This window comes from Sphingobacterium sp. UBA3519, assembly GCF_002377215.1.
Taxonomy (GTDB): Bacteria; Bacteroidota; Bacteroidia; order Sphingobacteriales; family Sphingobacteriaceae; genus Sphingobacterium; species Sphingobacterium multivorum.
Genome location: NZ_DFPI01000022.1, coordinates 113,263 through 134,787 on the forward strand (window position 1 = coordinate 113,263; position 21,525 = coordinate 134,787).

Below are 21,525 nucleotides of genomic sequence, written 5' to 3' on the forward strand. Positions count from 1 at the left end.
TTAAAAAAGCAGCATTATGTTTAAAAAAGTAATACATCGACCGGTATTTGCTATTGTCATATCGGTTGTAATCCTATTTATCGGAGGTTTGGCCATAAAGCAACTTCCTACTGAGCAATTTCCAAAAATCGCACCGACTACAGTGGCGGTCTCCATTGCCTATCCTGGTGCAAGTGCCGATGTACTCGTAAAATCCTCACTGATTACACTGGAGAATGCAATCAATGGTGTACAGGGAATGCGCTATATCGCAACCGATGCGACCAGTGCCGGTGAAGCAACCGTAAACGTCGTATTTGATCCAGGAACAGATCCCAACGATGCCGTCGTACTGGTCAAAACCCGGGTGGATCAAGTTATGCCACTACTGCCTGAACTTGTTCAAAAGGAAGGAGTCGTCGTCAATCCAATTCAGCCCAGTATGCTGATGTACGTGAATCTTTACAGTACAAACAAAAGCATGGATGAAAAATTCTTGTACAACTATGCAACTGTAAATATCATTCCTGAAATCAATCGTATTCATGGTATCGCCAAATCACAAATCTTAGGTAGCCGTAGATATGCCATGCGCGTCTGGTTAAATCCCGATCGCATGCGCGCCTATAGCTTGTCAGTTGATGAAGTGATGAAAGCGATAGGAGAACAAAGTATCATCGGCCGTCCCGGTCGACTGGGACAAAGCTCGGGTATTGCAGCGCAATCCCTCGAATATGTCCTAACCTATAAAGGGCAATACAATACACCTGAAGAATACGACAATATTATCGTTCGCGCAAACGGCGACGGTGAAAACATCAAGTTAAAAGACGTAGCTAAAGTCGAACTGGGTAGTGAGTTCTTTGACATCTATTCCAATTTAGACGGGCATCCCTCGGCTTCAATTGTGTTGAAACAGAATTATGGTAGTAATGCCAATGACGTTATTAAAGATGTGAAGGCAAAACTTGCGGAGATGAAAGGTAACTTTCCTCCAGGGATAGACTATAAAATCAGTTATGACGTATCCCAATTCCTGGATGCTTCTATCGAACAGGTGATGCATACTCTACGCGATGCTTTTATTTTAGTTGCCATTGTTGTGTTTATTTTCCTTGGCGACTGGCGTTCGACTTTGATTCCGATCATCGCCGTGCCCGTTTCGCTGATAGGTACATTCTTCGTCATCCAATGGTTCGGTATGTCGATCAACTTAGTTACCTTGTTTGCATTGGTGCTTGCCATCGGAATTGTCGTGGACAATGCCATTGTGGTCATTGAAGCAGTACATGCCAAAATGGAAGAAAGTGCCATATCGCCATACAGCGCTGTAAAAGAAGTCATGGGCGAAATCGCAGGTGCTATTATCGCTATTACAGCTGTTATGGTGGCCGTTTTTATCCCCATTTCATTTATGACAGGTCCTGTCGGAACATTTTACCGTCAGTTTTCAATTACCATGGCGAGTTCCATCGTGATATCTGCAGTAGTCGCATTAACCCTTACTCCTGTGCTTGCCGCGATGCTCCTGAAAAACAACCATGGTAAACCAAAAAAATCAAACGTATTCACTAAATCGCTCGACCTTTTTAACCGTACTTTTGATAGAATAACGGGCAAGTATGCCTCCTTACTTCGTAAAATTGCCAGCCGAAGAGTGATTACATGGGGTATCTTAATAGCTTTCTGTGTCGGAATTTTCGTCATTAACAAAACGCTTCCAGGAGGTTTTATACCGAGTGAGGACCAAGGTACAATATATGCCATTATTCAGACTCCTCCGGGATCAACATTGGAACAGACCAATAAGCTTTCCAGAGAGCTCCAAAAGATCTGTCAAGGGGTAGATGGCGTAGAATCTGTCTCATCACTGGCAGGTTATGAAATCATGACCGAAGGCCGTGGATCGAATGCCGGAACCTGTCTTATCAACCTCAAAACCTGGGGTGAACGTGAACACTCCGTTAAAGAGATCATGGAAGAACTTGAAGAAAAATCAAAAAATCTTGGTGCAACGGTTGAATTCTTCGAACCTCCCGCTGTTCCAGGGTTTGGTTCTTCAGGAGGTTTCTCCATGCGCCTGCTGGACCTCAATAGAACCACCGATTACCAAGATTTCGATAAAGTAAATAAAGCGTTTATCGCTAATCTAAAGAAACGTAAGGAACTCACCGGAGTCTTTACATTCTTTGCCGCCAATTACCCACAATACGAATTGGTATTTGACAATAACGCCGCCATGCAAAAAGGCGTTTCCATTGGTAAAGCCATGGACAACCTCAATATCCTTATCGGTAGTACCTACGAGCAGGGTTTTATCCGTTTCGGTCAATTCTTCAAGGTCTATGTACAATCTTCACCAGAATTTAGAAGGCTACCTTCCGATATCATGAACCTCTACGTCAAAAATGATCATGACCAGATGGTTCCTTATTCGGCCTTTATGACCTTAAAAAAAACACAGGGACCAAACGAAATCACGCGTTACAACATGTACAATTCGGCCGCCATCCGTGGACTTCCGGCAAATGGATATACAACAGCCGACGCTATTCAGGCAATCAACGAAACTGCACTTCAAACATTACCACATGGCTATAAAGTTGCCTGGGAGGGCTTGTCCTATGATGAGGCCCAACGTGGAAACGAAGCCGTTTATGTCTTTTTAGTCGTCTTAGTCTTCGTATATCTTGTACTTGCTGCGCAGTACGAAAGCTTTATCATTCCGTTTGCGGTATTGTTGTCGCTACCCGTGGGTGTATTTGGATCATTCTTTTTATTAAAGGCAATGGGTCTTGAAAATGACATCTACGCACAGGTCGGGCTGATCATGATTATTGGTTTATTGGGTAAAAATGCGGTGCTTATCGTAGAATTTGCCGTGAAAAGGCGCCAAGCTGGCGATAGCATATTGGAAGCAGCTATTGAGGGCTCAAGAGCGCGTTTCAGACCAATTCTCATGACCTCATTTGCATTTATCGCGGGACTTGTACCACTTGTCTTTGCCAGCGGCGCGGGAGCTATCGGTAACCACACCATAGGTGCCTCAGCACTGGGAGGTATGCTTGTCGGAACAATCTTTGGCGTTATTGTCATTCCCGGACTTTACTACATTTTTGCAAAATTGGCTGACGGAAGAAAAATGATCCAAGCCGAAGACGAATCACCATTAAGCGAAGACATGATACATTATGAATAAGAATAGATTATATCACTATACAGGTTTTGCACTTTTCTTGCTCAGTCTCGCAGCCTGCAAACCACTGGAAATAAAACAACGTGCCGAAAATAGAACCGTTCCTTATAAATATGGCGATGCTGACAGCGACACCGCGAATACAGGAAAAATAAAATGGAACAGCTATTTCAGCGATCCCAATTTACAAGGACTGATCGGTCAGGCACTAGCAAACAACCAGGAGCTACATATTATGCTTCAGGAAATTGAAATAGCCAAAAATGAGGTAAGCGCCAAAAAAGGTGAATATCTACCTTCCGTAGGCGTAAAAGTTGGCGCGGGGGTCGACAAAGTAAGTCGCTACACAAACATTGGAGCGATGGAAAAGAATACAGAAATCGAACCCGGACGTGAAATGCCTGAACCGCTATTTGATTTTGGAGTTGGTGTACAGGCACAATGGGAAACAGATATCTGGGGTAAACTTCACAATGCGACCAAAGCGCAGCTGCAACGGTATTTTGCCAGCGTGGAAGGCAAAAACTTTATGGTAACTCACCTAATCGCTGAAATTGCAGATTCTTATTATGAACTCCTGGCGCTGGACAACGAACTCCTGGTTATCAATGAGAATGTAAAGATTCAAAACGACGCCCTTGTCGTCGTGAATGACCTGAAGAAAAATGCGCGATCCAATAAATTAGCGGTCAAAAGATTCGAAGCCCAGATATTGAAAACCCAAGGTATGCAATATGATATCAAGCAGAAGATCACAGAAACAGAAAATAGAATAAACTACCTTGTTGGAAGATTCCCGCAGCCGGTTCAAAGAGACCAAGCCTCTTTTGACAAGCTTGTTCCTCAAACCGTCTACACAGGTATTCCTTCGGAGCTATTAGAAAACAGACCCGATATTAAGCAGGCGGAGTATGAACTTGCAGCTTCCAAACTGGATATAAAATCGGCTAAAGCCCGCTTTTACCCATCCTTGGATATTGCTGCTGGTGTAGGGTTTCAGGCCTTTGATCCAACTTATCTCGTTAAGCCGGAATCATTTCTGGCTTCGCTCGTTGGAGAACTTACTGCGCCCCTGATTAACAAACGAGCGATCAAGGCGGCTTACTATAATGCCAATGCACGACAGGTTCAGGCTGTTTACCATTATGAACAGACCATATTGGCTGCATATATTGAAGTTGCAAACCAACTCTCCAAAATTAAAAATCTGGAGAATGGCCTACAAATTAAGACCAAGGAAGTTGATGCATTAAATGAGTCTATCGGTATTTCCAACGACCTCTTTAAATACGCTCGCGCAGATTATATGGAAGTTCTGCTAACGCAACGCGATGCCCTGGAATCTAAATTTGAGCTCGTTGAGAAGAAGGTCAACCAACTCAAAGCAAGCGTAGCGATATACAGATCCCTAGGAGGCGGATGGGATCATTAATAGCGCACTTTTAATTTTAGTTTTTATATGTTGGGGACTTATCATGTGATAAGTCCCTTTTTATTTTAACAATACACTTACTCCACCACGATTTCTTTCATTTTCTCGTTTCCATAATATGTCGGGAAATACATTAATTCAGCCTTCGCGGGGTTGACAGTATAAGTCCCGGTATAACGAGGTAAAAGTTCGATCTCAAAGGTATGTGTACCTTTCCCCAGTTTGTTGCAAAAAATGACGACACGATCTTTGAAATGCTCTCGGTGCGCCTCGATTCTATAGTATCCATTGGTTTTTGTTTCATAAGAACATCCCGCCGGTATCGGAACTTCAATCTGCACATACTCAGCTTCACCAGTTAATGTTACGCTTGCTTCAAGTTTTACAGGCTTCCCTTCCTTGAGTGCCGCTACCGTAGCACCATTGTCCTTAAATCGCGTTGCCACGGCAAAGCCCTTTTCTTTTTCTACAGCTGGATTGGGATTCCAAAAATTTTGATAAGCCGTCACAAAAGCCGGCCCCGTCCCTTCTTTCCTCACTTTAATCTGCTCATCCGACTTAAAGCTTTGCGTATACGGAAATGCAGTGACGCGTTTGCCATTGATGACCATTACCGGTGCCTGGAAAGATTCACCCTCTTTCAGTACATCAGGAAGAATACTTCGTATGATACGGGAAGATTCGTAGATATTATACCATTGGTTTTGCTGCCGCTGCGCGAAAAAGTAATTACGGATATTTTCTAAATCTGAATCATGACCACCGATTGATTTTAAGACACCATAAGCCAACAATGTATTCACGGTATTGGTTTCCGTTGGGCGCATAAAAAATCCGCCTTTCTGATCTGTTGTAGTTCCAGAAGTCCAATAGAGCCCACCTAAGACAGCCTTTGACGCGTATTTAAGAACGGTATCTGCAGCATGTAAATCCTTAAGACCCAGTTTTGAAATCAATAGATATTTCAACAGTTTATCCTTAATGGTTTTACTTTTCAGTTTTGTGTCGATTTCGAAGAAATAATCTTTGTAATCAGCTTTAGTATCCAACCGGAGTAGATATATCAAGGAGCTAAACAAATTCTCCTTGGCCCCGTGAAGCTTATCTTTATCCAATAGAACATCCAGCGAAGCCAAGCTGCTTTTCAACATGGTCTTTTCACGTTCTGCATAAATCTCCGTATCGATCTCAACCTGGTAGCCGGCTTCTCGGGCATCCAACAGTACCCCGATCACATAGTTGCTGATCCAGGTCACAGTTTCACTTTTGTTCCACCAACCCCAGCCCTGATTGGAATTTTTGTTTTTCTGTAACTCCTTCAAAAGATCCTTTATTTTCTTATCCTCTGTAAAGGGCTTTCCGATCAATTTTGTCAGCTCTTTTTTGGAAAGTAATGCGCTCAATTTGGAAGCCATCTGTTCATTGCATAGAAATTTATAACGATCGATCGATTCAATTTCCCGTTGTAAAAATTCCAGCGAATTTGCTTCGGCATGCAAGGTGATTTCGCCTAGTGCTGGAGAAGTTTTTAGTAAATATTCTGCGGTACTGTTGAGTACTTTAAAATCTCCTTCATGTTGTTCAAGCCCCTTTTCAAAAATCGGAATGCTACGTTTTTCACCATCAAAATATCCATTTGACAATTCGATCGAATAAGCAAGTTGGACGCTGTCCCCCTGAGCGGCAATAACTGATATAGGATCCCGATAGGACTTCGCAATTTTCAACGTTGCCTCCTGCGTTGTCAGCCCATTGTTGATGGTACGCAAGAGCTGCAAGCTGTCGCTAAGATAATTAACAACCCTTCCCATGGCTGTAAACTGATCACTTCTGATGGCAAATCGGGGAGTCGCCAAATGTGCCGAAACAGCTTTAAAGGATTTGACATTTAGCTCTTTTATGTCGGCGAAATTTTTACTTCCTTTAGCGATAAAGAATGTTCGCCAATTGGTAATATCATCCGGATAGGTCGCTTCAAAATTAACTTTTCCCTGAGCATCGGTAGTTAGCTTTGGCTGCCAGAATGCATCATCGCGAAAGTTCACGCGCATTGTATTTCCAGATTCCAAATAGGGCATATCCACAGCACCTGTCGATGTCGCAGATGCTCCAGCTTTCATCTGAACCATCACCACGCCATTGGCGGCCCGCGCACCGTACAATCCCAGCATAGATTGATCTTTAATCACATTCAATGACGCGATAGTCGATGGATCAAGACTTGAAATATCACCTTCAAAAGGGACTCCGTCCACTAAAATCAATGGTTTTTCATTGGGGGCCGGACGAGCAGCGCCACGAATACGAATCCCTGCTACAGCCCCCTGCAGCATAGCTGTAGTCACCCCATCCATCCTAGCATTGATCGATTTCACTGCCGCAGTCAATGATTGCCTTTTTTGGACGCCATACCCCACAACAACCACTTCATCCAATTGATTTTCGCTTGGCTTTAATTCCACGAAATAATCTTTGCCACTGGAGACTTTGACCGTAGCGGTATTGTACCCTAAAGCAGCAATCTCAAGTACCGTATTTTTGTCATCGGAGAGCTCAAGTTCCACACTACCATCAAAGCTTGTGAAATATCGTTTTTTGGTATCCGGAACACTCACCTTAGCCCCAATTAATGGCGTATCCCCATCATAAACTAAGACCCTGGCGACCTTATTATTCTTTCTCTTCGTTCTAAAATCTTCCCGGTCTATTTTTAAGAGCTGCGGAACAATCTCTTGCCCATGGCTTATAGAATCCCGCAATGGGTTTTCTAAGGTACGCACAATAATTTCATCACGTACAAGTTTGTAAGCCAATCTTGCCGCTTGGGATGCATTGCTCCATTGAATAGAATCCAGCCGGAGATAATTCATCCCATTGGCTTTGAGTTTGATTGGCAAACTAAAAGAAGTTGAATCATCCTTTACAATATGCAATGTAACATCGCCGACTGGAAGATCTCCAAAAGTTCGATGTCCACCGTAAAATAGTCGAAAATACATTCTCTCTTCGACATTCGTCGGTTCAATAAAGATCAATGTAGGCCGAATGCCTTTCTGTTCAACATCATTGCCCAAAGTTAAATTCAATTTAAAAATAGCCTCATTTTTTCCTTTCTTCACCGTAGCAAATTGTGCTAGTCCCGTGCTATTTTGCATGATCTCTTTGAAAGTACGTTCTACGTTTGACTTGATATCCTCCAATGACCATATCTTCTCCTGAAAATCTAAATTTGGCTTGAAATCATACAGATCAATCCGCATAGGATTGCCATCCCAGCTTTTTTGCTTTTGATAATTTTTATAGATGCTATATTGATAGCCCCCCTCAATTTCAAAACGTCCAATTTTCGCTGTGTCAACCATGAGCGTACCTATTTTGGACACACCATTATAAATTTCTGTCCTTGGAAATGGTCCTACCATCAGTGGCACAGGAACCTGTGTACGCAAACGACTATCGTAAACGGTTTTTCTAAGGGGATTGAGGTAATAGAGATCTCCAGCTGTCTGGATATATGCTGGTCTCTCAATCAACACATGATTATTGGGTAATTGCCAGGCTCCAAAATTGTTGGTTACTGTAATCAACTGGCGCTTCAATTCAGTCAATTCATTAGTGTAGAGCTTACCACGTTCTTCTTTAGGTAATCGGTAAACCAAAATCTGGCCTTTGCTGAATGCTTTTTCGGGGTAGGTAAAACCAATCGTATCCTGTGAGGCATTAAAGGAAACAATGACCTTTTTCCCCTTTTCAAGATAAAAGCCACTTACACGAATGTCGCGATCCTTGGTCCTAAATCTAAAATCATGCTGCCCCGCAGAAACTTCAAAAATAGTATTGTTATTTTGTTGGTCTTGTTTAGCATAAGTCAGTACACCGTCTATCCAGACTAAATGTATCCCCTGCACTACACCATTTACAACGACATAAGGGGAAATCTGGCTCTTGACAGCATCTAAAGGAAGAGACTCCTGATAATAATCTTTGGGATATAAAAACCGATAAAAAGCCATCGTATCCAACTGCATGTCTCTAGACCATTTTACCCAATTTTGAAGAGCTCCCTGATGTGCCTTCTCATCATCATCCAAACTAAAATTAAGATTTTGTGAGACTCTTGCCCTTCGCATCAGACCACCCATAGTAATATTTGGAGCGGTTGCTGACCTAAATTTTGAGGTAAAACCATAGGCCATAATATCAACATCCTTCAAAGGTTTACCATTCTTATCCGTAACCGAAAGTTCCACGTCAGCCTTCTGCCCCGGATAAACTGTCGTCGCCGTGTTGACTGCCAAATTTAAATTCTTCTCCACATAGGGTAATTCTTCCTGGATAACTTTTGATTTTCCTCCAAAAAGATAGGTGATCTCCATGCTATACCCGTCTTTTCCACGGGCTAAAAATTTACTATTTAACGTGGTATGATAACCCGAAGCAATCGTACGACCAGCACGATGGACACGATACCAAAATGGAATCATAGCGGGATTATTGACATGCAATATCACCGAATCCGCAGTTCGATAAAACCGATAATTCAGTTGTGCCTGTTCTTGATCCTCTAAATATACACTTTTACTCAATCCATTCGACTTGACAACAATTTCTTCAGCCTGCCAGGGTATAGAAACCAAATTAGGTAAACTCAAATTTTCAGTCTTCAGCATTTCGCGATGTTCACCTAATATCATTAGCTGAGCAGTTGTTGGCATCGCAACACCTTTTTCGAAATATTTCAGCTCTGCATGCCCGTCTTTTACAGCAATACGAATTTCTTTTTCGCTGTTGAGTATATTGAGGTCGAGACTTCGTTCAATTCTTTCATTATCTGAACTTAGATAAGTGCCAATAGCCCGAAATGTAAGACCAATGTCAGCCGGAAAAATTGAATCGGGTAATACAATTTCCTTTTCCGCCACATCTGCGAGCGAAACGCTCGTTTGCCATAAAGTATCTGGAATAAAATTAACCTTATTGGCTTTTACATCAAGCGTATAAAGTGGACTTGTCACAACACGCAAATCTACTTTCCCATCATATATGGGCATTTCATTTTCATTTAAAGCTTTTAGTTTCAGTCGCACACTGTCTCCTTTAGCATATTTCGTCTTTTCGGACGTCATATTAAAACTTAGGCTTTTTAACTCATAATCTTCATATCGGAAAGACTGTTGATGCAAGACGACTTTGGTTTTTGTAGATTCCAAAGAGATCCCATAATCTTTATCAAGGATAAGGCCAAGCCCCTTCAAATTAAATTCAAAGGTGTACATTCCCGGACGATAGGGAGCAAGTCGGGTCAAAACGGTATCTTTGGCATACCCATATCCACCTGTCAGACGTACGGCAATAGAATCACGGTAAGGTTTCCATTTTTCTTCCTCAAGATAAGCTTTAAATTTAACCTGCTCATTTGGCTTATACATTGGCTTGTTAAAAACCATAAAGCTTTCTGTCTGTTCAGTTTCCTGTTTATGAAAGAACCTCTTAATCTTAAACTTTGTTCTAAGCAAGCTATTTTTGATCCCTTTCCATAATGGAACCCTGTCTTTGTAAGGCCAACTCCGCTCTACACTCAGGTAATGATAGACACCCTTATGTTCAATACTGACAATATCGTCATTATTTGCATTGGCAACTTTATAGTAATGAAACTTCTTATCAAATGACATGCGACGTCCCTTCACTTTTACTTGTGCATCTTTTATAATCGTTCCCAGCGAATCGTATAGACAAATCGCAAAAGTTTCTGCTGGGATAATCTTGACATATAGGTTATCACTAATCAATTCCTGATAGATGAGATCAGCTCCACTGGCGCGGACCTGGACATAATTACCAGGAGGTAAAGTCGGCTGTGGACTTCCGGCCTTATACTTAAGAAAAAAATCGCTGAGCATAGTTTCATCGAATTTCTTCTCTCCCAAGTGAATTTTTCTTAAAACTTCTGGGCTCAGTTTATAAATATAATAGTCAGAAGATCCACGCGGACTATTGAATAAGGTCGATTGCCCACAAAGGACCACGGAATACAGAACAGCTAAAAAGCATACAACAATTGATTTCCATTTCATGTTTAAGATACTGGCTAAATTCTTTTAAAATAGATAAATTTACCTAAAGCCAAGTACTAGATTCTTTCATCCGGCACTTCAACTTTCGTGCAGGGATGCGAAGAATATCAAAATTCCATAAACGAAGAAAAAAAAATTATAACTTCAACCTACTTTTGACCGAATTTACAACTGCTGTTTCCGAGGGGAAGTCACCAGCTCCCGAACCGGAGGAACGATTCACCAAAGGCGGCTCCTCACCATATAGAGTATCGCGGGCAATGACTACCTTCTTGTCGAGATCTACATAGCTAATGATATAATTGCGCTGATAAGCTTTATCTCTTTGGCCGATTTTATTAACATACTCACCTTTTTCCTGCATGTCCATCGCTATCATAACAATGCCTTTGACAGCATCACCGGGATAATTATCTACTGTTCCCAATGCCTCGTTCCATTTTTCCTTATAAGTTATTCCCAAATCACCGGCACCGCCATTTTCAAGAATTAGACAGCTCTTCCCCCAGTCTACTGTGGACAATTGTACTGGATATTTATAAATAGCGGTATGATCGCCAAAACCTGCTAAAATTCGGGAAGATAATTGTTCTGTTTTTTCCTGATCCGCCTCCATATTTCCCAAAAGACGGTAAGCCCATATACCGATACCAATTGCTGCAACCAATACCAGGCCTACAAAAGTGAATATTGCTTTCTTATTTCCCATAGTTCTATTTTATTTAATTAATTACCAATCAAATATACTTAGTCTATATGCTCATTTTCACCCTTTTTACAATTCGCTTGACCTGCCTTATTATTTGCTGCGCTTGCGTAAATAAACGTTATAAAAAAAACAAATACTCGAAACTTTGCAGTCCAAGTTTTCAACAACATGAGATAATAAGAACTGTCACTATTTTATTTTTATCATAAATCGATAATTCATACTGACACATAGCTGTCACCCTGTGATTATATCTTTGTTTAACCTTAGTAGGAAAAGAAAAATATTAAACGAAAAAACAATTCCAGTGCGAAGGCTATTAGTAGGATAACTAATCGAATTTTAAATTATTACAGTAAAAAACATGGAAACATTACCACAATTAAAAGAAGAATTAGCGAATGAATATCAAATTACAAAAAACTTTATTGCACTTTTCCCTGAAGGCAAGAATGAATATGCCCCACATGAAAAAAGCATGAAAATGATGCGTCTGGCAACCCACTTAGTCGAAGTTTTCGAATGGCCAAGTACCATTTTAAAGACTTCAGAACTTGACTTTGCCAAAAGTGCTTATGTGCCCACAAGTCTATTGACCCGGGATGATCTCTTAAAAAAATTGGACGAAGATTACGAAGCCGGAAAAAATGCTTTAGAAACAGCTAAGGAAGAAGACTTGATTCCGAGCTGGACCATTAAAAATGACGGCCATGAACTGGCAAGCTGGAGCAAATACGGTGCTATTCGTCACTCATTAAACCAGATTACACATCACAGGGCACAATTAGGTGTTTACTATAGACTCAATGATATTCCCCTTCCGGCAAGTTATGGCCCCTCTGCCGATTCACTGAATTTCTAAAAAGCTAGCTGCTGGAATGAACATACGACATCTAGATGTATTATGTTCATTCTACGCCGGACAATAGGTATGTGCGACAACACCACCTGGAAAAACCTGCGCGTGCATAAGCTTTAGTTCACAGGGTTTGGAAAGACCGTCAAAGATGGGCAGCCCAGTACCCAATGCAATTGGATGTGTGATCAAATGATACTCGTCAATTAATCCGGTTTCAATTAAACTTCGCATAAATTCAGCTCCGCCATGCGCCAATATTGGCTTCCCAGATTCTGCTTTTAGTGCTTTAATTCCTTCAATGAGACCTGCATCAAAAACCCGGGCATTCATCCAAGAGGAATTCGCAGGAAGCTTTGTATTGTCTGCGAAATCTTTTGTTTTGGGATGATAGCCCTCTTTTGTAAAGACAGCTTTAGGGATTTCATTCATTGCTGCCGCAAAAGGATTTGTCGAAGCAGGCCAATAGGAAGCCATTACTTCAAAGGTCTTTCGACCCATTAGATGAATGCCGGCAGATTCACAAATATTTAAAACCCATGCGCTAGAATGATCGTCGCCACTTTTAAACATCCAATCAAGTTCACCGTGGATGCCCGCAACAAATCCATCGATGGAAATAGACATTTTCATTATTAATTTCCGCATAACAAAAACTTTAGTTTTTAATAAAACAAATCCAATTTAAAATTGGGTTACTGTCTCTCAAAATTAAACCATTTCATTCGACGTACGGCGGGGACAAACCGTCAATATAGAAGGGCAATTACGACAGTTCTTTTTTCTGCCCCTTACCCTCCTCAAGGGTAAGCATAAAATCTAAATAGTGCTTTTTCTTCGCGAAATGCTGATCATCCAATAACTTTTTATAGACCGAGATGGCATTAAAAAGAATTTGAAGATTATCCTCATTATAACGATCTACATTAAAATAGATTAATTCCCTATTGATATATGTGTCCAATGACGTAAGCAACGTATCATCCAATTCGTCTTTGCTTCCAGGAAGTGCCATAAGTGTTGCCAGTTTCTTTTTTAACTCCCCTTCCATAGGTTTGACGTCTCGCAACCTAGCCTCAATATCTGCGAAAGGCAAAGTCTGAAATATAAACCGGGTGTTCTCCGTCATGTCAGCATAAAGTTTTTCTGCCTCTTCATAATTTTTATCGAAAAAAGCAAAATCATAATATCTCCGTTCAAACTCTTCACACATCCCCTGGTTATCCGCTAAGCGTGCAAAATAAGAGTGGATCTGTTGGTTATAGAGGGTAATTTTATGCTCCGTAGCTACAATATTGTTTTCAATTTTCCCCAGTAATTCGAAGGCATCCGCAGCACGATATTTTATACCATCGTAGTCAAACGACTTTAACTTTAATTCGCCTTTGCCGATTGCTTCAACGACATACTTATCATTTTTCAGGCTATTAAGTTCATATAATGCGTCAACTCTACTATCGGCAAATAATTCATCAAAAGTCGGCTTTGACTGTTCCTGAAAAATTGGCGTTTCACCTTTTCGCACAGGATGATTGTAGTCATAGAAATCATTGAATCTTAGATCAACAGCATACTTGTTCATCCGATTTTCAAAATCCGCACTGAAAGATGCTATTTCTAACAGCGAAGGAGGATGTTGATACTGTACCTGCGCAAACAACTTGTCCGAAATCTGGTTTGTTACCGCAGCACGATTAGCTAGCAATTCAATAGCAGGTGCGTTGTTGATTTCTTTCTTGACAATATTAAGCTGCTGTAATGCCTTTACCCGATCTTCATCCGACGGATGAGATGACCATTGATCTTCAAGATTTAATTTCGATTTATCATATTTTTTTAAAGTCGCTAATTCGATCTGGGGAAAGCCATTTCGCACTTGATATCTATTGCGTTCCGCAAACAGGAGCATGACATAGCGATGCTCGGGATAAATATTGCGACTGCGGATATTTTCAGAAAATTTGCTATCATAGAAGGTAAGCACATTATTTAGTGCATGATTTGCAAAACTCAAGCGCAGCAGCGAATCAGCCAAAGCCTGGGAACCGGCAACATGTGCCGCAATCTCATCCGCATGAAATTCCATCTCTCTCGATAATGCCAAATAATTGAGATTTACATATTCGTAAAGATGCTTCAAAATATGCTGAATCTGTTGGATAATAAACACTGATATGCCAATAAAAATCGCAGTGTATCCACTGATGTTGCTCCATTTATCAAACATATTATCCAGCGATTCATTCTTATACAGCATATTGTAGATAATCTGATTAACATGGTAAACATAGCTACCCACTTTCATGCTCTTTTGTGAGAAGTGTCCAAACTCGTGTGCAAGAATAGCCTTTAATTCCTGTTGAGTAACTGCATTCACCAGCCCCACACCAATCTGAAGATTTTTCTTAATGGGTAAAAACATACTCCAAAAACTAGAGTCATAGAATACAGATGCATTGACCTCATGCGATAGAAAAACTTTCTTTGGAAAGCTGGTATCAACTTCTTTTACGACCTCATGAATAAGTGCGAATAACTGTGGTTCGTCGCGCTCATATATCTGCGTAAGATGTCCCGTATCAACTTTTGTTGACGCAAAAACAAATTTTAATAAAAAGAACAGTATAGTCAGACCTGTAGCGAGTAAGCCCAAACATAAAATTGCAGTGTAAAACATGGGCTTGGCGGTGAAAATCATTATTCCAAGTATGGTAAAACCAACTGTAATACCTATTGCGAAAAGCAGCAGAATAACATAAGTAATCGCAAACACAACAATAGATAAAATTGTTTTACGCGCGTGTTTCCTAAAGTTTGTAGATACTTGTACCTTCATAAATTGTTTATAAAGCAAGGATAATTGACTATATAAATCTAAAAAATAAAATCCATTTGCCTATAAGTTTCCAGCATCCAACTTTGCAAACTTATCCGATAAAATACCAATCAATGCATTATGCCGCAAACCCACGTACATCTTAAATTGCTAATAACCTTTTTGTAAAGAAACCTCATTGAGCAAAGGTCGCCCGTCAACCATTCTTCGATAGTTATCCACCACTTGTAAGACGGAAGAGCCAATATTTGTCCTACCCGCAACATGCGGGGTTATCACAATGGATGGGCAATCCCAAAAGGGATGATCTTGCGGTAATGGTTCTTGATGAAATACATCCAGATATGCTTCGGCAATTTTCTTTCCATCAATTGCATCCAACAAATCACTTTCCACGAGATGTTCCCCTCGACCAACGTTCACGAGTACAGTTTCTTTTGGGCACAAATTGAACAAATCACAACTTAGAATTCCCTTTGTTGCATCGGTCAATGGTAGGATATTAACCATAAAATCCGTGTCTTCAAGGGCAGAACGAAGTCTTTTCATTCCAGTAAACGAATTCACTCCCTTAAGATTTTTAGGTGAATTAGCCCACCCATTTACGTTGAATCCCAATTGGACCAACCTTTCAGCCACATAACCACCAATTTCGCCTAATCCTAAGATAGTAACCCTGGTTTCACCAATTGATTTGTATAGCAAGGGCTGCCAATGTTTCTTTTCTTTTTCGTTTATATAAGCCGAAAACTTCTTCATCGAATGCATCAAGCAAGTCAAAACATGTTCAAACATATCGCTTTTCAACATGGGATCGATAATCCTACAAATGCGGAGATGGGATGAAACACTTTTGGGAAAAAGGTGATCTATTCCGGCGCCCCCAGACTGGATAACTTTTAAGTTTGGAAAATGAGTGTAATAATCTGCTTCAGGTTTCCAACAAAGCGCAAATTCGACCGCATCATAATTTTCAATCTCAGGGAAGATCTCCACCTTTATTTCAGGTAAATATTTATTGATTTCTACCTTCCACTCCTCGGCCCTGGCCCTATTCAGTATTAATGCTATACTCATGTTTTGTTGGTTTACACGAAAATAACATTTTATGCCGATCTATCGTTTGCTTTCTTGGGGATTCTTAGTCTTACGTTTTCAAAAAATTTTGTGATGATTTCCTTTATTTAGACAAAACAGTGGGCTAGCTGTCTGCCCAAATTAGCTGAAACAATCGATTCTATTAAAAAACAAAGTTTAGAATCTATTTTAATCGTAAATTGGTGGAGGACATCCATAAACATAGATTCAGATGGCACTCAAAAACCGAATTATCCTAATAAGCCTAATCATTTTTAAATTCATTATGCAATACCAGTTGATTAGCCCAACCTACGAATTGCAGCGCGATGAATTCTTACATATAGATCAAGCAAACCATTTAGCTTGGGGCTACCTTTCCGTACCACCATTAACATCGTGGATTTCCTATCTCATCAAAATACTTGGCAATTCTGTCTTTTGGATCAAGTTTTTCCCGGCACTTTTCGGAGCCTTAACGATTCTTATCGTTTGGAAAACAATAGAATCGCTGAAAGGAAATCTATTTGCACAGTTCTTTGGAAGCTGTTGTATTATGTTTTCTGTACTATTCCGTTTGAATGGTTTATATCAACCTAATTCATTTGATGTCTTATGTTGGACCTCCATATATTACTGTATAATAAAATATTTAAACAACAGACAATCCAAGTGGTTATTTTATATGGCTATTGTTTTTGCGCTTGGATTTCTAAATAAATATAACATCGTATTTCTGATCTTGGGTTTGATCCCCGCAGTCGCATTGGTTCCGGAGCGAAAAATATTTACAGAAAAAAAGCTATATTACGGAATACTCATCGCCATACTAATTATCCTTCCCAATATAATATGGCAATACAAAAATAACTTTCCTGTATTTGTTCATTTCAAAGAACTTCAAGATACGCAACTTGTCCATGTTAACCAATGGAGCTTCATACGTTCTCAATTTTTGTTTTTTTTCGGGACCTTTCCCGTCCTCATTTTTGGATTATATGCACTGCTGAAACATCTTGCATTTAAAACATATCGTCTGTTCTTCTACTCATTCTTTATCACCCTTGGAATCTTCTTATTTCTAAGAGCTAAAGATTATTATGCAATAGGTCTTTACCCTATATATTTTGCTTTTGGCGCAGTTTATATTTCATCACTTTTGGAAAATAAAACTGGTCAGATTTTAAAACCTATTTTGATCGCTTTAACTGCGATCCTATTTCTTCCGGTCTATAATATTGCATTTCCCAATAGAAATCCGGCATATTTTGTGAACCATCCCGATAAATACAGAAAGTATGGTATGTTGACCTGGGAGGACGGTAAAGAGCATCCGCTCCCGCAAGATTTTGCGGATATGTTGGGATGGCAAGAACTTGCACGCAAAGTCGATAGTCTCTATGACCAAATACCTAGATCGGAAAATACGCTGGTACTTTGCGACAATTATGGGCAGGCCGGCGCCATAAACTACTATTCCAAACGCGGAATTAAGGCTGTTTCATTCAATGCTGACTACATCAATTGGTTTGATTTGAATAAACCATACCGCAATGTTATTCGAATTAAAGATCGCTGGGAACGAGAAAGAGAACTAGCAATAACAAGTCCTTTCTTCGGCAAATCAATATTGGCCGACTCCATTACAAATAGCTACGCCAGGGAATATGGCACAGTAATCTTCACTTTTATTCATGCAAAAATCAATATCAATGAACGTATCTCCAAAGAGATCGCATCAGAAAAAACAGCGAAGAAACTTCCTTTGTAAATAAATCATTTTTTAAGCGATTAAGCTAATTCCAGTCTATTTTTTTATTAAAAAAAATAGTATATTTAATTCAATAGCCAAAGGCTTCCAGCGCAAATGATACTTATCGTATATCTTCTGGTATCATAACTACGCCATGGAGCTTAACACCAAATTAACAGGATAATTATGCGCTTTTTGAATTTCTTGAAAGGACAAAGTAATTTGAGACAGATTGACGTTAGTGAAGACGATGATTTTGTAGATTTACAGCTGACCGTCACAAAATACTGGAAAGATGACGACGAACATCATATTGTCCAAGCTAAGGGGCTTTGGGGTAGAGAGATAGTTGGTTTGGCAATCGCCTTTCGTCCCGACATGAAATTGGGCATTGTCGATACCGAAGTCGATAAACAAAGGTTTTATCGCGAAGGGATCAATTTCTATTCGATTGGCAAATTAAGTGACAATTTTACCAAAGCCTTAAATAGCCTCTTTAAAATTGATGGTACATCCTTTAAAATGCACGATAATATTGGATCGACCGCCTTTATCGTCAGTGGGCACCCGGAATATTTTGATGAAGAATATATTAAAGCTAAAGTTTTCTTTGACGACGGAAATGAAAAACATCATTACGCGGAATGGTATGTCAACATCGATTTAAAACACAATATTCTCGAACTTCGAGAAAAAGACCCCGGATATAGAAAAAACATCATTAGTATCTTGACAAATGTTTAAATTTGAGCGTGAATCCGTCAGCCTCAAAAAAAAATAATACCATCCCATTAAATTCATTTCCTAATGAGTTTAATTCGGGAATGGCTATAAAAAGGAATGCTGTCAGAAATTTAGAGTTAGATAAGATAAGTCAGGCACATCGTGATGATTTCTACTTGTTTTTTATTCTTGAAGAGGGAAATGGAATATTTGAAGTAGATTTTCAGCGCTATCAATTAGGCTCCTCCGCCGTAATGATCATCCAGCCTTACCAAGTACATCGGGGTTTAGCTATGGATTACAGCGCTTTTAGTGTCTTAATGATCAGTGTAGAAAACCTAAACTCAGACTACGTAAACGCGCTAAAGGATATTACGACGATTGCTCCCATCGAAATCGATCAGGATACAATGGCGGTCTTATCCCAGACTGTAGACACCTGTTTAAAAATCAACGAAAGAAGACATGAAAAACTATATACTGCACTAATGAAAGATAGCTGCAATACCATCGCGGCACTTATTATCTCGCAGTATTTAATCCAATCAACTAAAAGTGATGCACAGTCTAGATTCGAACTGATCAGCAAACAGTTCAGTTCACTGTTAGATAAAGATTTTATTGACATTAAACAGCCTAGAGCATATGCAGAGAAAATGAAAATATCAACGGCCTATCTCAATGAATGTCTCAAAAAAACAACCGGAAAACCCGTTACTTATCATATTCAGCAACGCGTTGTATTAGAAGCAAAACGTTTGCTCTACCATTCAAATAAATCTGTAAAAGAAATTGCAGTAGAGCTAGGTTATGACGACTATCCATATTTTTCACGTCTATTTTCAAAAGTAACCGGTATGACAGCTCTTACCTTTCGAAATAGGAACCTTGAATAGTCCAATATTTACCACTTTTTATCTCTTTTAAACTAGAGCGAATTGGTATTTCTTTGTGTTAGAAAGCTTGGTTCAGCCCGTCGTTAGCGACAACTCGAACAGCGTCTTTAATGATTATCTAAATCCGACAGAAAGGAGATTGTAGTCCATTAAATATCAAGAAGAACACCACAAATAAAAGAGAAAAGGAATGAGATATTTTATCGCTGAGCCCGTCGGGCATATCAAAAAAGATTTATTTTTTGAAGTCGCAAATTTTTTTTGGGACAGTGGAAATGAAGTTGCTTTAGGAAAAAACAGGATATGCGACTGTGAAAAAATGCAACATGATGACTACGATTACACCATTTCATTAGTCCCTAATAACGAAACTGTTGAATCCTTATTTAAAACACACTACACCATCCTAGGCAAATATTTTGACAAAATTAATAACAGCAATCCGATGCTAATATTAGCAAATACCGGCATTTATACGAATGCCCTTCCCTATCCCCATAAGATTTACAGTTTTGAAAAATTGGACAAACAGGCGTTAGCCAGCTTTTTTGACTGGTGCAAAAAATTCAATTTGTTTGTTAGGAGAAGATAAACAAGTTCAACCACTAAATATCAGAATATGCAGTGGGATATAACAGTACTTTTATACTTTTGGAAACGTTATTCTGATATTGCGGTAAATCCTGCATTGGTTTGTATAAAGGTCCAAAATCTTTCCAATGTATATTCCGATCTTCCATGTTCTCAAATGCCGTCAGATACATCAGGTTGGGCATTGTGCTACCAGCAATCACCTGTCCATAAAAAACAGCATTAAAATTCAGTTTTTTGAAAATATCGATCTCTCCATTGTTAAACATCGCTATCTTATTTGCAGAAAGCTGCTCGGTTGCGGCTTCATAACTGCGTAGTTCATAAATGCGTTTATTTTTTTCAGCAGATAATTTAGGAAGCGCCGATTTGGGCATTCCTTCAAATGCTTTCATCCATATTGTCTCCAACCTTTTGAAAGGAGGATTACTATAACCTGCCTCAATATAAGCCTTTCCAGCCTCCAGGTATTTTTGATCTTTGGCAAGCCGCTGATCCAAATTAACCAGCAAACTGAAGTCTGCAGCACTGATGAACACATAAACCAATCTATCTTGACCAGCAGCATTTTCTAAGGGCTTAAATACCCCGACCTCTTTAAATCCCAATTTATGCAATGCCGGCAAATACGCCGATTCAAGATACTGATCAATGACTTTCTCCTGCTCATCGTTCTCATAATGATATACTTTCAATTGAAAATACGCTTGTTTCGATTTCTCAAAAGCGAACAGGCAATTTCCTGCCATGATAAATAATAGCGGCAATATGAAATGCCAATTGGAAATAAAAATGTATTTTTTCATTAGAATTCAGGACAACATTGGATATTAATTAAAAAATAAAGATAATACTATTTTTGAAAGTTCAAAATTAGACTAACCCAGCAAATTAACTCCCTTTTTCATCTTTATATATCGAAAATACGGGTTTATACTTATTAGAATCGGTATTTTAACCTTATTCTCGCAATAGCTTTTTATTTAATTTAGCTCCACCTTTTTTAAAGCTGCAACATGTCAAACAAAACAATACTTATGTTGGACGATGATAAACATGTCCTTGAAATATGTACTATAATCCTCGAAACAAATGGCTATAATATGGCGGTCTCTGAAACGTCTCATGATATTATCGAAAAAGTAGAAGAGGTACATCCTGATTTAATTTTGATGGACAACTGGATACCCAAAATAGGCGGTGTAGAAGCCACACGATTGCTCAAAAATCATCCCTTATATTGCAATATCCCTGTCATCTATCTATCCGCTAATACCGATATCGAAACACTAGCTCAGCAAGCCGGAGCAGACAGCTATCTCGCCAAGCCCTTTGATTTAGAAGACTTAGAAAATAGAATAGCCGAACTACTGTAGTTCCTAATCTTATAATTCAGCATC

At 39.6% G+C, this 21,525-nt stretch carries 14 protein-coding genes; 8 read left to right on the forward strand and 6 right to left on the reverse strand.

Annotation, left to right across the window (positions count from 1 at the left end):
• Positions 1–16 precede the first annotated feature (16 nt).
• Entirely contained in the window at positions 17–3,178 is a 3,162-nt protein-coding gene (locus tag B3297_RS11555) for an efflux RND transporter permease subunit (RefSeq protein WP_286775143.1), read from the forward strand.
• Complete coding sequence (locus B3297_RS11560; RefSeq protein ID WP_070566915.1) at positions 3,171–4,607, forward strand: TolC family protein; 1,437 nt, start codon at positions 3,171–3,173, stop codon at positions 4,605–4,607. The genes B3297_RS11555 and B3297_RS11560 overlap by 8 nt, the downstream gene beginning before the upstream one ends.
• Before the next feature lie 77 nt (positions 4,608–4,684).
• Here B3297_RS11560 and B3297_RS11565 read toward each other — a convergent pair whose 3' ends face one another.
• Positions 4,685–10,684 (reverse strand): alpha-2-macroglobulin family protein, encoded by a 6,000-nt coding sequence (locus B3297_RS11565; protein WP_286778923.1) that lies wholly within the window; start codon positions 10,682–10,684, stop codon positions 4,685–4,687.
• Positions 10,685–10,820: 136 nt separating this feature from the next.
• Entirely contained in the window at positions 10,821–11,393 is a 573-nt protein-coding gene (locus tag B3297_RS11570) for a hypothetical protein (protein WP_070566921.1), read from the reverse strand.
• A 364-nt stretch (positions 11,394–11,757) separates the two neighbouring features.
• Between B3297_RS11570 and B3297_RS11575 the strand changes: the two genes are divergently transcribed.
• Entirely contained in the window at positions 11,758–12,255 is a 498-nt protein-coding gene (locus tag B3297_RS11575; protein ID WP_070566923.1) for a DinB family protein, read from the forward strand.
• A gap of 51 nt (positions 12,256–12,306) precedes the next feature.
• On the opposite strand, the gene B3297_RS11580 is transcribed toward B3297_RS11575, so the two are convergent.
• From B3297_RS11580 to B3297_RS11590, 3 genes are all read right to left on the reverse strand, one after another.
• A complete protein-coding gene (locus B3297_RS11580; protein WP_046675080.1) occupies positions 12,307–12,897 on the reverse strand; it encodes a dihydrofolate reductase family protein in 591 nt (196 codons plus the stop codon).
• A 118-nt stretch (positions 12,898–13,015) separates the two neighbouring features.
• Positions 13,016–15,085, reverse strand: a complete 2,070-nt coding sequence (locus tag B3297_RS11585) for a M48 family metalloprotease (RefSeq protein ID WP_070566926.1) — start codon at positions 15,083–15,085, stop codon at positions 13,016–13,018.
• Between the two features lie 150 nt (positions 15,086–15,235).
• A complete protein-coding gene (locus tag B3297_RS11590; protein WP_070566928.1) occupies positions 15,236–16,162 on the reverse strand; it encodes a 2-hydroxyacid dehydrogenase in 927 nt (308 codons plus the stop codon).
• Positions 16,163–16,394: 232 nt separating this feature from the next.
• On the opposite strand from B3297_RS11590, the gene B3297_RS11595 reads away from it, so the two are divergent.
• The 4 genes from B3297_RS11595 to B3297_RS11610 all read left to right on the forward strand — a co-directional run bounded on the left by B3297_RS11595 (position 16,395) and on the right by B3297_RS11610 (position 20,126).
• Positions 16,395–17,933, forward strand: a complete 1,539-nt coding sequence (locus B3297_RS11595; RefSeq protein WP_286778924.1) for an ArnT family glycosyltransferase — start codon at positions 16,395–16,397, stop codon at positions 17,931–17,933.
• Between the two features lie 168 nt (positions 17,934–18,101).
• Complete coding sequence (locus B3297_RS11600) at positions 18,102–18,659, forward strand: hypothetical protein (protein ID WP_046675076.1); 558 nt, start codon at positions 18,102–18,104, stop codon at positions 18,657–18,659.
• Between the two features lie 80 nt (positions 18,660–18,739).
• Complete coding sequence (locus tag B3297_RS11605) at positions 18,740–19,534, forward strand: helix-turn-helix domain-containing protein (protein ID WP_070566932.1); 795 nt, start codon at positions 18,740–18,742, stop codon at positions 19,532–19,534.
• Between the two features lie 190 nt (positions 19,535–19,724).
• The gene (locus B3297_RS11610) at positions 19,725–20,126 is read left to right on the forward strand and encodes a hypothetical protein (RefSeq protein ID WP_070566934.1); all 402 of its coding nucleotides are present in this window, start codon (positions 19,725–19,727) and stop codon (positions 20,124–20,126) included.
• 13 nt (positions 20,127–20,139) lie between these two features.
• Here the strand turns inward: B3297_RS11610 and B3297_RS11615 are convergent, their stop codons facing one another.
• A complete protein-coding gene (locus tag B3297_RS11615; RefSeq protein ID WP_070566935.1) occupies positions 20,140–20,931 on the reverse strand; it encodes an NIPSNAP family protein in 792 nt (263 codons plus the stop codon).
• Positions 20,932–21,141: 210 nt separating this feature from the next.
• Here B3297_RS11615 and B3297_RS11620 point away from each other — a divergent pair, with 210 nt between their 5' ends.
• A complete protein-coding gene (locus B3297_RS11620) occupies positions 21,142–21,501 on the forward strand; it encodes a response regulator (RefSeq protein ID WP_046675074.1) in 360 nt (119 codons plus the stop codon).
• The last annotated feature ends 24 nt before the right edge of the window (positions 21,502–21,525 follow it).

Excerpts from the sequence above, each read along its gene's own strand:
- B3297_RS11605 (WP_070566932.1), top strand. The coding sequence starts at position 18,740 with ATGGCTATAAAAAGGAATGCTGTCAGAAATTTAGAGTTAGATAAGATA.
- B3297_RS11580 (WP_046675080.1), bottom strand. The coding sequence starts at position 12,897 with ATGCGGAAATTAATAATGAAAATGTCTATTTCCATCGATGGATTTGTT.
- B3297_RS11575 (WP_070566923.1), top strand. The coding sequence starts at position 11,758 with ATGGAAACATTACCACAATTAAAAGAAGAATTAGCGAATGAATATCAA.
- B3297_RS11585 (WP_070566926.1), bottom strand. The coding sequence starts at position 15,085 with ATGAAGGTACAAGTATCTACAAACTTTAGGAAACACGCGCGTAAAACA.
- B3297_RS11590 (WP_070566928.1), bottom strand. The coding sequence starts at position 16,162 with ATGAGTATAGCATTAATACTGAATAGGGCCAGGGCCGAGGAGTGGAAG.
- B3297_RS11615 (WP_070566935.1), bottom strand. The coding sequence starts at position 20,931 with ATGAAAAAATACATTTTTATTTCCAATTGGCATTTCATATTGCCGCTA.
- B3297_RS11560 (WP_070566915.1), top strand. The coding sequence starts at position 3,171 with ATGAATAAGAATAGATTATATCACTATACAGGTTTTGCACTTTTCTTG.
- B3297_RS11555 (WP_286775143.1), top strand. The coding sequence starts at position 17 with ATGTTTAAAAAAGTAATACATCGACCGGTATTTGCTATTGTCATATCG.
- B3297_RS11620 (WP_046675074.1), top strand. The coding sequence starts at position 21,142 with ATGTCAAACAAAACAATACTTATGTTGGACGATGATAAACATGTCCTT.
- B3297_RS11570 (WP_070566921.1), bottom strand. The coding sequence starts at position 11,393 with ATGGGAAATAAGAAAGCAATATTCACTTTTGTAGGCCTGGTATTGGTT.
- B3297_RS11565 (WP_286778923.1), bottom strand. The coding sequence starts at position 10,684 with ATGAAATGGAAATCAATTGTTGTATGCTTTTTAGCTGTTCTGTATTCC.
- B3297_RS11610 (WP_070566934.1), top strand. The coding sequence starts at position 19,725 with ATGAGATATTTTATCGCTGAGCCCGTCGGGCATATCAAAAAAGATTTA.
- B3297_RS11595 (WP_286778924.1), top strand. The coding sequence starts at position 16,395 with ATGGCACTCAAAAACCGAATTATCCTAATAAGCCTAATCATTTTTAAA.
- B3297_RS11600 (WP_046675076.1), top strand. The coding sequence starts at position 18,102 with ATGCGCTTTTTGAATTTCTTGAAAGGACAAAGTAATTTGAGACAGATT.